The organism is Actinosynnema sp. NPDC059335 (assembly GCF_042752395.1).
Taxonomy (GTDB): Bacteria; Actinomycetota; Actinomycetes; order Mycobacteriales; family Pseudonocardiaceae; genus Actinosynnema.
On record NZ_JBHYXZ010000031.1, the window covers coordinates 57,664 to 69,249 of the forward strand.

Genomic DNA, 11,586 nt, shown 5'->3' on the forward strand with positions numbered 1-11,586 from the left:
CTCCGGCCCGCCGGGCCGCCCCGGGGGCGCGGAAAGGGTGGGCTTATCCACCCCCCCGCCACCGGCGGCCGGCCCTGCCGGGGCCGCGGTTCGCCGCGTGCGGGCCACCTCCGCCCTGCCGCCCGTGACCAGCGGGAACGCGGTTGGGGCACCCCGGTTTGACCACCCCGTCCACCGCCACGTAACCTGATACGCGGCCCGCCGTCCGGTGGGCCCTGTCGCGTGAAGCCCAGCGTGCTCGTTATCAGTGCAGCCGAGGCGCGCGCGATCCCGTCCCGTCGAGTAGCAGGAGACTTCCGTCCCGATGTACGCGATCGTCAAGACCGGCGGCAAGCAGTACAAGGTGGCTGTCGGCGACGTCATCGAGGTCGAGAAGCTCGAAGGCGAGCCGGACACCGAGATCACCTTCGCGGCGCCGCTCCTCGTTGTGGACGGCTCCGACGTCACTTCCGACGCCGACGCCCTGGCGAAGATCTCGGTGACCGGCAAGGTCGTCGAGCAGACCAAGGGTCCCAAGATCCGCATCCACAAGTTCAAGAACAAGACCGGCTACCACAAGCGCCAGGGTCACCGCCAGAAGCTGACCCGCGTCGAGGTCACCGGCATCACCGGTAAGTGAGGATCTGACTAGCCATGGCACACAAGAAGGGCGCATCCAGCTCCCGCAACGGCCGTGACTCGAACCCCCAGTACCTCGGGGTCAAGCGGTTCGGCGGTCAGGTCGTCAAGGCCGGCGAGATCCTGATCCGCCAGCGCGGCACCAAGTTCCACCCCGGCGTCAACGTCGGCCGCGGCAAGGACGACACGCTGTTCGCGTTGGCTCCCGGTGCGGTCGAGTTCGGTACCAAGCGCGGTCGCAAGACCGTGAACATCGTCCCGGTCGAGGCTGCTGCCTAAGCGCCTCGGGCGAAGACGGAACGACCTCGCGACGAGGGGCGGGACCGGTGCATTCCGGCTCCCGCCCCTCGTTGCTTCTGCCAGAGAGGAATCCCCGTGTCCCGCTTTGTCGACCGGGTCGTCATCCACGTCGCCGCAGGTGACGGGGGCAACGGGGTCGCGTCCGTGCACCGCGAGAAGTTCAAGCCGCTGGGCGGCCCCGACGGCGGCAACGGCGGCAAGGGCGGCGACGTGGTCCTGGTCGTCGACTCGCAGGTCCACACGCTGCTCGACTTCCACTTCCGCCCCCACGCCAGCGCCGGCAACGGCAAGGGCGGGCAGGGCGGCAACCGCGACGGCGCGAACGGCGCGGACCTCGAACTGCGCGTGCCCGACGGCACGGTCGTGATGACGCCCGACGGCGAGGTCGTCGCGGACCTCGTCGGCGAGGGCACCCGGCTGATCGCGGCCCAGGGCGGTCGCGGCGGCCTCGGCAACGCCTCGCTGGCCTCCAAGGCCCGCAAGGCCCCCGGTTTCGCCCTGCTGGGCGAGCCGGGCGAGCAGCACGACCTGGTGCTGGAGCTGAAGTCCGTCGCCGACGTCGGCCTGCTGGGCTTCCCGTCGGCGGGCAAGTCGTCGCTCATCTCGGTGCTGTCCGCGGCCAAACCGAAGATCGCCGACTACCCGTTCACCACCCTGGTGCCGAACCTGGGCGTGATCACCGGCGGCGAGACGATCTTCACCATGGCCGACGTGCCCGGCCTGATCCCCGGCGCGTCCGAGGGCAAGGGCCTCGGCCTGGACTTCCTGCGGCACATCGAGCGCTGCGCGGTGCTGGTGCACGTCGTGGACTGCGCCACCTACGAGCCCGGCCGCGACCCGCTGTCGGACATCGACGCGCTGGAGGAGGAGCTGGCCAAGTACACCCCCTCCCTGGCCGACGACCTGGCCGAGCGGCCGCGCGTCGTGGTGCTGAACAAGATCGACGTGCCCGAGGCCCGCGAGCTGGCGGAGCTGGTGCGCCCGGACATCGAGGCCCGCGGCCTGCCAGTGTTCGAGGTGTCCACGGCCAGCCGCGAGGGCCTGCGCGAGCTGACGTTCGCGTTGGCGCGCGTGGTGGAGGAGTACCGGGCGTCGCGGCCGAAGCAGGAGTCCACGCGGATCGTGCTGCGGCCCAAGGCCGTGGACGACCAGGGCTTCACCGTGGTGGAGGACCCGCAGACCGAGGGCGGCTTCATCGTGCGCGGCGAGCGGCCCGAGCGGTGGATCCGGCAGACCGACTTCAGCAACGACGAGGCCGTCGGCTACCTGGCCGACCGGCTCGCCCGCCTCGGCGTCGAGGACGTGCTGGTCAAGATGGGGGCCGTGCCGGGCTGCCAGGTCACCATCGGCGACCTGGTGTTCGACTGGGAGCCGACCACGCCCGCGGGCATTGCCATGACCATGTCCGGTCGCGGCACGGACGTGCGGCTGGAGGCGAGCAACCGGGTGGGCGCGGCCGAGCGGTTGGCGGCGAAGAAGGCACGCCGCCTCCCCGGCGGGTACGACGAGTTCGAAGAGGACGACGACGAGTGATCGGTTCGGTGGCGGCGTCGCAGGCCCGGCAGGCGGTGTCCGCGGCGTCGCGGGTCGTGGTGAAGGTCGGGTCGTCGTCGTTGACCACCGCTGCCGGCGGGCTGGACCGGTCGCGGCTGGACGCGCTGGTGGACGCGGTCGCGGCGCGGTGCGCGGCGGGCAGCCAGGTGGTGCTGGTGTCGTCGGGCGCGATCGCGGCCGGCCTCGCGCCGTTGGGCGTGTCGCGGCGGCCGCGTGACCTGGCCACGCAGCAGGCGGCGGCGAGCGTCGGGCAGTTGGCGTTGGCCCACGCGTACGCGAACTCGTTCGGGCGGTTCTCGCTGACCGTCGGTCAGGTGCTGCTCACCGCGGACGACGTGGTGCGGCGCGCGCACTACCGCAACGCGCAGCGCACGTTCTCCCGGCTGCTCGCGCTCGGCGCGGTGCCCGTGGTGAACGAGAACGACACGGTCGCCACCGAGGAGATCCGGTTCGGCGACAACGACCGGCTGGCCGCGCTGGTGGCGCACCTGGTCGGCGCGGACGCCCTGTTCCTGCTCTCCGACGTGGACGCGCTCTACGACGGCGACCCCCGGCAGCCGGGCGCGCGGCGCATCACCGAGGTGGCCGGCGCGTCCGACGTGGACGGCGTGAAGGCGGGATCGGTGGGCGCGTCGGGGCTGGGCACCGGCGGCATGGCGTCGAAGCTGGCCGCCGCCCGGTTGGCGGCGTCGGCGGGCATCCCCGTGCTGCTGGCGGGCGCGGCGGACGCGGCGCGGGCGTTGAGCACGGCGGACGTCGGCACGGCGTTCGCGGTGACCGGCCCGCGGCTGTCCGCGCGCCGGTTCTGGCTCGGGCACGCCGCCGACGCGACCGGCAGGCTGGTGCTGGACGACGGCGCGGTGGCCGCGGTCGTGGGCCGCCGCCGTTCGCTGCTGGCGGCGGGCATCACCGGCGTGGAGGGCGCGTTCGAGGCCGGTGACGTGGTCGAACTGGTCGACCAGTCCGGGCACGTGGTGGCGCGCGGCGTGGTCGGCTTCGACTCCGCCGAGCTGCCGTCCCTGATCGGGCGCAAGAGCGGCGACCTCCCGGCTGAGCAACGCCGGGAAGTCGTGCACGCCGACGACCTCGTGCCCTTGCGGCCCTAGCCTCACCGCCGTCCCCCGCTGCCCGGACTCGCCGGCGCGCCCATCGACCCGCCCGCCGGTCCGCAAACGGTTGCCTACCGCTCGCACCGCCGGCTGGCTCGTCCGCAGACCCGCAGACCCGCAGACCCGCAGACCCGCAGACCCGGTTGGCCAGCGGACCCGCCGACCCGCCAGCCCGCCAGCCCGCCCGAGGGCCGGCCAACCCGGTGGCCCGCGGACTCGGTTGGGCCCGCCAACCGGGTGGCCCGTCGACCCGACGGCCGGCCAATCCGACGGCCGGCCAACCCGACGACCCGTTGGTCCCCGGATCGGCCGTGACGGCTACCGCAGCTCGCTGCCCTTCGTCTCGGGCATCGTGAGGATCACCAGGAACGCGACCGCGGCCCCGGCCGCGACGTAGAAGAAGAACGTGGTGCCCGGCAACGCCTGGATGACCAGCGGCGCGGTGCCGCCGAACAGCGCGACGGTCAGGTTGTACCAGGACCCGATGCCCAGGGCGCGCAGCTCGGTCGGGAACAGCTCGCTCATCACGGCGGGCGCGATCGACGTCATCGCCGTGTAGAGGCCCAGGCCGACGCAGAACACCACGAGCAGGTTGCCCACGCCCGGCCCGATCAGCGTGGACAGCGGCACCACCAGGATTGCGGTCGCGGCCGACCAGACGAGCAGTTGCGGCTTGCGGCCGACCCGGTCCGACAACGCGCCCATCGGGTATTGCAGGACGATGAACAACGCCGTCGCGATCGACAGGGCGAGGAACACGTCCCCGGCGTCCGCGCCGCGCTTGGACACCGCGAACGGCGTCAGCGCGCTGAAGAACGTGTAGTAGCACAGCGTCGACAGCATGGTGAACCCGATGAGCCGCCCCACCGCCCTGGGGTGCTCGCGCAGCGTCGTCAGCAGCGGCCTCCTCAGCCGCTGCGCCTTGGCCTTGTTGTGCTCGAACTGCTCGGTCTCCTCCATGCTGCGCCGCAGCCACAGGCCGACCAGGCCCAGCACGCCGCCGATCAGGAACGGGATGCGCCAGCCGTAGGACTCCAGTTGGGCCTTGTCCAACGCGCGGGCCAGCCAGAACCCGAGCAGCGACGCCACCAGCACCGCGGTGCCCGTGGAGATGTAGAAGAACGCCGAGTACCGCCCGCGCCGGTGCGGCGGCGCGATCTCCGCCAGGTACGCCGACGCGTTGGACACCTCACCGCCCAGCGACAGGCCCTGCGCGACCCGGGCGAGCAGCAACAGGACCGGAGCCAGCCACCCGACCTGCGCGTACGTCGGCAGCAGCCCGATCGCGACCGACCCGCCGGCCATCAGGACGATGGTCAGCAACATCGCCGTCCGCCGCCCCCGCAGGTCGGCGAACCGCCCGAGCAGGTACCCGCCGAGCGGCCGGAAGAAGAACGCGATCGCGTACGCCGCGAGCGTGTTGATCAACGCGAGCCGCGGGTTGTCCTTGGGGAACACCTGGGTGGCGAAGTAGATGGAGAAGGTCGCGTAGATGGTCCAGTCGTACCACTCGATGGCGTTGCCGATGCTCGCCGCGACGAGCTTGCGCAACGGCAGGCGGTGCTGGGTCTCGGTGCCGGTCTCCAGGGCGGCCATGGTGGGGACACAACCACAAACCGCCCAAAGCCGGTAGATCCTTCACCGAACCGGCCTCCCGCCCCGATCGGGGGCACGCAGTCGACCTCCGGCGAGGCCGAACGCCCGTCGACCACCGCCGAATCACCCCGAACCCTCCGTCTGCCGAACGGTTCGCCGCCGGAGCGGTTCGATGCCGAGTCCGCCACCCCCGTCAACGCTCCGGACGTGGTGGCCCACCGGCACCCGCACCGCGACCCCACCACTCTCGGTGCGGCACCACACGGCCGCTCGGCGTCAAGGCCGCTTGACGTGCCGAGGCTGCCGGGCGGTTCGGCACCGGGCGGTTCGGCATACCGAGAGCTTCGGTCGGTGCGGGCAGGTGACTTCGGGAGCCGTTGTCGGTCAGGCCCCGCCCGAGCGCCAGTCCGCGGCCAGCAGGCCGAACAGCAGGTCGTCGGTCCACTCTCCCTTCATCCACGTGCTCCGCACCCGGCGCCCCTCCTGCCGGAACCCGAGCCTGGTCAACAACCGCGCGGAGCGCACGTTGCGCGCGTCGCACTCCGCGGCCACCCGGTGCAGCCCGCGCACCTCGAACAGGTACGCCAGCACCCGCCGCACGGCCTCCGTCGCGTAGCCGCGCCCCTGGTGCGCGGTCGCCAGCGTGTACCCGAGGTCGGCCTGCATCCGGTTCTCGTGCAGCCCCACCCCGACGTCACCCACGAGCACCCCGTCCGCCTCGACCGCGAACTGGTACCAGCCCGGCGCGGTCGGGTCCGCCGCGCCCACCTCGCGCACGAACTCCTCGGCCTGCGCGAGCGAGAACGGAGCGTCCCACCCCTGGTACCTGGCCACGTCCGGGTCGGACCGGTACGCGGCGAACGCGGGCGCGTCGGCCGGCGTGAAAGGCCGCAGCACCAACCGTTCCGTCGTCAGTCTCACCGTGTCATCCTCGCCCCTTCCCCCTCACGCCGTCACCGCCAACGCGAACGGCAGCACCGCCGCCGCGCCCGCCCGCCGCAGCAGCCGCGCGGCGACCGTCATCGTCCAGCCGGTGTCGACCTGGTCGTCCACCAGCAGCACGGGACCGTCCACACCGGACAGATCCGGCACGTCGGTCGCCCGCACCAGGCCCGCCAACCGCTGCGCGCTGTTGGCCCGGCGCGCCGCCTCGCCCAGCCACACCTGCCCGAGCAGCGGCAGCCGGCCCACCTCGGCGATCCGCCGCCCGAAGCTGCCCACCAGCTCGGGCCTGGTCCGCGACCCAACCGTCACCACGCCCACCGGCCGCTCCGCCCAACCCCACGCGGACAGCACCTTCACGCACGCGGCGAACACCTCGTCGGGGATCGCCCGGTCGCCCTCCGCGAACAGCGACCGCAACCGGTTGCCCCAGCCGATGTCGGTCAGCCGCCCCAACGCCCGCCCCGTCGCCGCCAGCTCGCCCGGCGGGATCTTCCCGGACAGCGCCACACCCGCCGCCGCCATCCCGGTCGGCCACATCTTGCGCGGCTCCACCTCCACGCCCGGCCGCAGCAGCCGCTCCCGCGCCGCCGACGCCGCCGCGTCCGACACCTCCGCCGACGGCCGCTCCCCGGTGCAGTTGTCGCACCGGCCGCACGGCGCGGCGTGCGGGTCGTCCAACTGCCGCAGCAGGAACTCCATCCGGCAGCCGTCGGTGGCCAGGTAGTCCAGCACGGCCTGCCGCTCCACCCGCCGCGCCGCCTCGATCCGCTCGTACCGCTCGACGTCGTAGGACCACGGCTGCCCCGTCGACACCCAGCCGCCGCGCACCCGCCGCACGGCCCCGTCCACGTCGAGCACCTTCAACACCACTTCCAGCCGGGTGCGCGACAGCTCCACCACCGGCTCCAGCGCCGCCGTCGACATCGGCCGGTCCGCCGGCAACGCGTCGAGCACCTGCCGCACCACCCGTTCCGGCGGGAACGCCAGCGACGCGAAGTACGCCCAGATGTCCTTGTCCTCCGGGCCGGGCAGCAACAGCACCTCGGCGCGCTCCACCCCGCGCCCCGCGCGGCCGATCTGCTGGTAGTAGGCGATGGGGGAGGGCGGCGCGCCGAGGTGCACCACGAACCCCAGGTCCGGCTTGTCGAACCCCATGCCCAGCGCCGAGGTGGCCACCAGCGCCTTGACCCGGTTGGCCAGCAGGTCCTCCTCGGCCCGCTGCCGCTCCGCCGGGTCGGTGCGCCCCGAGTACGCCGCCACCCGGTAGCCGCGGTCCCGCAGGAACGCCGCCACGTCGTCGGCCGAGGCCACCGTGAGCGTGTAGACGATCCCGGAGCCGGGCAGCCGCTCCAGCCGCTCGGCCAGCCACCCCAGCCTGGCCTCGGCGGTCGGCAGCCGCACCGCCGACAGCCGCAGGCTCTCCCGGTCCAGCGGCCCGCGCAGCACCAGGGTGTCCGAGCCCGCGCCCAGGCCCAGCTGGTCGGCCACGTCCCGCACCACCCGGTTGTTCGCGGTGGCCGTGGTGGCGAGCACCGGCACGCCCGCCGGCAGCTCGGTCAGCAACGTCCGCAGCCGCCGGTAGTCCGGCCGGAAGTCGTGGCCCCAGTCGGAGATGCAGTGCGCCTCGTCCACCACCAGCAGCCCCGCCGCCGCGGTGAGCGACGGCAGCACCGAGTCCCGGAAGTCCGGGTTGTTCAGCCGCTCCGGCGACACCAGCAGCACGTCCACCTCGCCGGCCGCCACCCGGTCCTGCACGTCCTGCCACTCGTCGGTGTTGGCCGAGTTGATGGTCGCCGCGTGCACGCCCGCCCGCGCGGCCGCGTCGACCTGGTTGCGCATCAACGCCAGCAACGGCGACACGATCACCGTCGGCCCCTCGCCCAGGGACCGCAGCAACGCCGTGGCGATGAAGTACACGGCGGACTTGCCCCACCCCGTGCGCTGCACCACCAGCGCCCGCCGCCGCTCGGACACCAGGGCGTGGATCGCCGTCCACTGGTCGTCGCGCAGGACCGCCCGAGGGCCCGCCAAAGCCCTCAGCCGTTCCTCGGCCAGTTCGCGGAGTGCGCTGTCGTCCATGCGGCACACCATGGCAGAAGGCACCGACAGAACGGACACCTGTGCGAGCTGCCTTCGTCGGGCTTCACCCGAAGTGGTGACGAGTCCGTTCTGCGGGAACCTCGGCGACAGCCACCACCGGGTGACCGTAGGCTGGACGACGTGACTGATGACCTGCGCGAACAGGTGCACGCCGCGGCCCGGCGCGCCCGTGTCGCCGCCAACGAGCTCGTCCTCGCCACCCGTGAGCGCAAGGACGCCGCACTGCACGAGATGGCCACCGCCCTGCGCACCCGCGCCACCGAGGTGCTGGAGGCCAACGCCAAGGACCTGGAGGCGGGCCGCGCGTCGGGCCTGGCCCAGAACCTGCTGGACCGCCTCGCGCTGACCGAGGCGCGCGTCGACGCCGTCGCCGGCGGCCTGGAGACCGTCGCCGGCCTCGCGGACCCGATCGGCGAGGTGCTGCGCGGCTCGATCCTGCCGAACGGCCTGGAGCTCAAGCAGGTCCGCGTCCCGATGGGCGTGGTCGGCATGGTCTACGAAGCCCGCCCGAACGTCACCGTGGACGCGGCCGGCCTGGCGCTGAAGTCGGGCAACGCGGCCCTGCTGCGCGGCTCGTCCAGCGCCGAGCACTCGAACACCGCGCTCGTCGCGATCCTGCGCGACGCCCTGGAGTCCGTCGGCCTGCCCGCCGACGCCGTGCAGCTCCTGCCGTGCCACGACCGCGCGTCCGTCACGCACCTGATCACCGCTCGTGGCCTGGTCGACCTGGTCATCCCGCGCGGCGGCGCGGGCCTGATCAACGCCGTCGTGCAGCAGGCCACCGTGCCGACCATCGAGACCGGCGTGGGCAACGTGCACGTCTACGTGGACGCGAGCGCCGACCTCGACATGGCGCAGCGGATCGTCCTCAACTCCAAGACCCGCCGCACGAGCGTCTGCAACGCGGCGGAGTCGCTGCTGGTGCACGCCGCCGTCGCGGACGAGTTCGTGCCCCGCATCACCGACGCCCTGAACGCGCAGAACGTCACGATCCACGGCGACGAGCGGTTCGCCGCCGACCCCCGGGTGCGGGCCGCGACCGACGAGGACTGGGACACCGAGTACCTGTCCCTGGACATCGCCGCCCGCGTCGTGGGCTCGATCGACGAGGCCATCGAGCACATCGCCGCGCACGGCTCGGGCCACACCGAGGCCATCGTGACCGGCGACCTCAACGCGGCCCGGCGGTTCACCGCGCGGGTCGACGCGGCGGCGGTCATGGTCAACGCGTCCACCGCGTTCACCGACGGCGGCGAGTTCGGCATGGGCGCGGAGATCGGCATCTCGACCCAGAAGCTGCACGCCCGCGGCCCGATGGGGCTGACCGAGCTGACCTCGTCGAAGTGGGTGGTCTGGGGCGAGGGGCACGTCCGGCCGGCCTCGTGAGCAGACCCCGGGACGCCGCCGCGACCAAGGCGGCGCTGCTGGAGGCCGCCACGAGGCTGTTCGGCGAGCGCGGGTTCGACCACACCACGGTGCGCGACATCGCGAACCTGGCGGGCGTGAACCAGGCCCTGCTGTTCCGCTACTTCGGCAGCAAGGACGCCCTGTTCGCGGCCGTGCTGGCCACGCGGAGCCGTGAGCTGCTGGAGGACTCGCCCGCCGAGCACCTGCTCCGCAACGTGCTGCTGCGGATGATGGACGAGCCGCGGCGCGAGGACCACCCGCTGTACGCGGCGTTGCGGTCCTCGCACCACGACTCGGCGGCCGAGGTGGTGCGGCGGCGACTCGGGGAGGACTACGCGCGCGTCCTGTCGTCCCTCACGGACGCGGAGGACGCGGAGCTGCGCGCGGACCTGGTGCTGGCGTGGGTCGTCGGCATCGGCGTGCTGCGCAGCGTGTTCGGCAAGGAGCCGCTCGCGGCCGCCGACGGCGCCAAGGTGGCCGCCCTGGTGACGCGGGCGGCGTCCGTCCTCCTGGAGCACATCGAACCGGTTGACGGTCAGTGACGAGCTGCCTACTGTCGGATGTAAGCGAATGCTTACATGGGGGTTTATCCGATGGAGACCAGGTCCTACCCGTTCGCCGAGATGGACGACCTCGAACTCAACCCGGCGTACCTGGAGCTGCTGCGCGACGAGCCGGTGTCGAGGGTCCGGCTGCCCTACGGGGGCGAGGGGTGGCTGGCCACCCGCTACGACGACGTGAAGACGGTGCTGGCCGACCCGAGGTTCAGCCGGGCGGCGGTCATGGAGCCGGGCGCGGACGTGCCGCGCACGCTGCCCACCATGCCGACCGAGACGAACATCCTGAGCATGGACCCGCCGGACCACACGCGGCTGCGCAAGCTGGTCGCGAAGGCGTTCACCGCGCGGCGCACGGAGCAGTTGCGCGAGCGGGCCCAGGGCATCGTGGACGGCCTGCTGGACGGGATGGAGGAGCAGGGCCCGCCCGCCGACCTGGTGGAAGCGCTGGCCATGCCCCTGCCCATCACGATCATCTGCGAGATGCTGGGCGTGCCGTTCGACGACCGCCGCGACTTCCGGGCCTGGTCGGAGGCCGCGGTGGCGATCACCGCGTTCAGCCACGAGGAGATCCTGGCGGCCGGCCAGTCGCTGCGGACCTACATCGCCGGGCTGGTCGGGCGCAAGCGCGCCGAACCCGCCGACGACATGCTGTCCGTGCTGGTCGCGGCACGGGACAACGAGGACCGGCTCACGGAGGAGGAGCTGGTGTCGTTCGGCGTGACGCTGCTGGTCGCGGGCCACGAGACCACCGCGAACCAGATCGGCAACTTCGTCTACCAGCTGCTGCGCCGGCCCGAGCGGCTCGGCGAGCTGCGCGCCGACCCGTCGCTGATCCCCGCCGCGGTCGAGGAGCTGCTGCGGATCACCCCGCTGGGCGGTTCGGCGGGGTTCCCGCGGATCGCGACGGCCGAGGTCGAGCTGTCCGGCGTGACGATCAAGCCCGGCGAGGCGGTGTTCGTCAACAACGTCACGGCCAACCGCGACCCGTCGGTGTTCGAGAACCCGCACGAGGTCGACTTCCACCGGGCGCACAACCCGCACCTCATGTTCGGCCACGGCGTGCACCACTGCATCGGCGCGCCCCTGGCGCGGATGGAGCTGCAGGTCGCGATCGGCACCCTGCTCAAGCGGTTCCCGGGGCTCCGGCTGGACGGCGAGGTGGCGTTCAAGAAGGGCCGGCTGATCCGCGGCCCGCTGGCGCTGCCGGTGAGCTGGTGAGCGGCATGGGCGAGTGGAAGGTCGAGGTCGACCGGGGCGCGTGCATCGGCACCGGGATGTGCACGTCGATCGCGCCGGCGCACTTCCGGCTCGACGGCTCCACGTCCACGCCGGTCGGCGCGGTCGGGGTTCCCGCCCACCCGGGGGGGGTCGCGGGCCAGTCGTGGCCCCTTGGTGGG

At 73.0% G+C, this 11,586-nt stretch carries 10 protein-coding genes; 7 read left to right on the top strand and 3 right to left on the bottom strand.

The window, feature by feature from the left end; genetic code table 11:
• Positions 1-304: 304 nt before the first annotated feature.
• The 4 genes from rplU to proB all read left to right on the top strand — a co-directional run bounded on the left by rplU (position 305) and on the right by proB (position 3,578).
• A complete protein-coding gene (rplU, locus tag ACFXGA_RS12745) occupies positions 305-619 on the top strand; it encodes a 50S ribosomal protein L21 (protein ID WP_378087198.1) in 315 nt (104 codons plus the stop codon).
• Between the two features lie 14 nt (positions 620-633).
• Entirely contained in the window at positions 634-897 is a 264-nt protein-coding gene (gene rpmA / locus ACFXGA_RS12750) for a 50S ribosomal protein L27 (protein ID WP_073889563.1), read from the top strand.
• Between the two features lie 96 nt (positions 898-993).
• A complete protein-coding gene (gene obgE, locus ACFXGA_RS12755) occupies positions 994-2,451 on the top strand; it encodes a GTPase ObgE (protein WP_378087200.1) in 1,458 nt (485 codons plus the stop codon).
• Entirely contained in the window at positions 2,448-3,578 is a 1,131-nt protein-coding gene (gene proB, locus ACFXGA_RS12760) for a glutamate 5-kinase (protein WP_378087202.1), read from the top strand. Before obgE ends, proB begins: the two co-directional genes overlap by 4 nt.
• A 321-nt stretch (positions 3,579-3,899) precedes the next feature.
• On the opposite strand, the gene ACFXGA_RS12765 is transcribed toward proB, so the two are convergent.
• The 3 genes from ACFXGA_RS12765 to ACFXGA_RS12775 all read right to left on the bottom strand — a co-directional run bounded on the left by ACFXGA_RS12765 (position 3,900) and on the right by ACFXGA_RS12775 (position 8,201).
• Positions 3,900-5,177, bottom strand: coding sequence for an MFS transporter (locus ACFXGA_RS12765; RefSeq protein WP_378087204.1), 1,278 nt, complete (start codon positions 5,175-5,177; stop codon positions 3,900-3,902).
• A gap of 384 nt (positions 5,178-5,561) precedes the next feature.
• Positions 5,562-6,098: a GNAT family N-acetyltransferase gene (locus ACFXGA_RS12770; protein ID WP_378087206.1), complete on the bottom strand. Its 537-nt coding sequence runs from the start codon at positions 6,096-6,098 to the stop codon at positions 5,562-5,564.
• A gap of 24 nt (positions 6,099-6,122) precedes the next feature.
• Entirely contained in the window at positions 6,123-8,201 is a 2,079-nt protein-coding gene (locus tag ACFXGA_RS12775) for a RecQ family ATP-dependent DNA helicase (RefSeq protein WP_378087208.1), read from the bottom strand.
• Positions 8,202-8,342: 141 nt separating this feature from the next.
• Between ACFXGA_RS12775 and ACFXGA_RS12780 the strand changes: the two genes are divergently transcribed.
• Genes ACFXGA_RS12780 through ACFXGA_RS12790 form a run of 3 tightly spaced genes read left to right on the top strand, consistent with a single transcriptional unit; the run spans position 8,343 to position 11,407 of the window.
• A complete protein-coding gene (locus ACFXGA_RS12780) occupies positions 8,343-9,608 on the top strand; it encodes a glutamate-5-semialdehyde dehydrogenase (protein ID WP_378087210.1) in 1,266 nt (421 codons plus the stop codon).
• Complete coding sequence (locus tag ACFXGA_RS12785; protein ID WP_378087212.1) at positions 9,605-10,171, top strand: TetR/AcrR family transcriptional regulator; 567 nt, start codon at positions 9,605-9,607, stop codon at positions 10,169-10,171. The genes ACFXGA_RS12780 and ACFXGA_RS12785 overlap by 4 nt, the downstream gene beginning before the upstream one ends.
• A 51-nt stretch (positions 10,172-10,222) precedes the next feature.
• On the top strand, positions 10,223-11,407 hold the full coding sequence (locus ACFXGA_RS12790; protein WP_378087214.1) for a cytochrome P450: 1,185 nt from the start codon (positions 10,223-10,225) through the stop codon (positions 11,405-11,407).
• The last annotated feature ends 179 nt before the right edge of the window (positions 11,408-11,586 follow it).

What these genes read in the sequence shown, in the direction of transcription:
- ACFXGA_RS12775 (WP_378087208.1), bottom strand. Translation starts at nt 8,201, where the DNA reads ATGGACGACAGCGCACTCCGCGAACTGGCCGAGGAACGGCTGAGGGCT.
- ACFXGA_RS12765 (WP_378087204.1), bottom strand. Translation starts at nt 5,177, where the DNA reads ATGGCCGCCCTGGAGACCGGCACCGAGACCCAGCACCGCCTGCCGTTG.
- rplU (WP_378087198.1), top strand. Translation starts at nt 305, where the DNA reads ATGTACGCGATCGTCAAGACCGGCGGCAAGCAGTACAAGGTGGCTGTC.
- ACFXGA_RS12790 (WP_378087214.1), top strand. Translation starts at nt 10,223, where the DNA reads ATGGAGACCAGGTCCTACCCGTTCGCCGAGATGGACGACCTCGAACTC.
- rpmA (WP_073889563.1), top strand. Translation starts at nt 634, where the DNA reads ATGGCACACAAGAAGGGCGCATCCAGCTCCCGCAACGGCCGTGACTCG.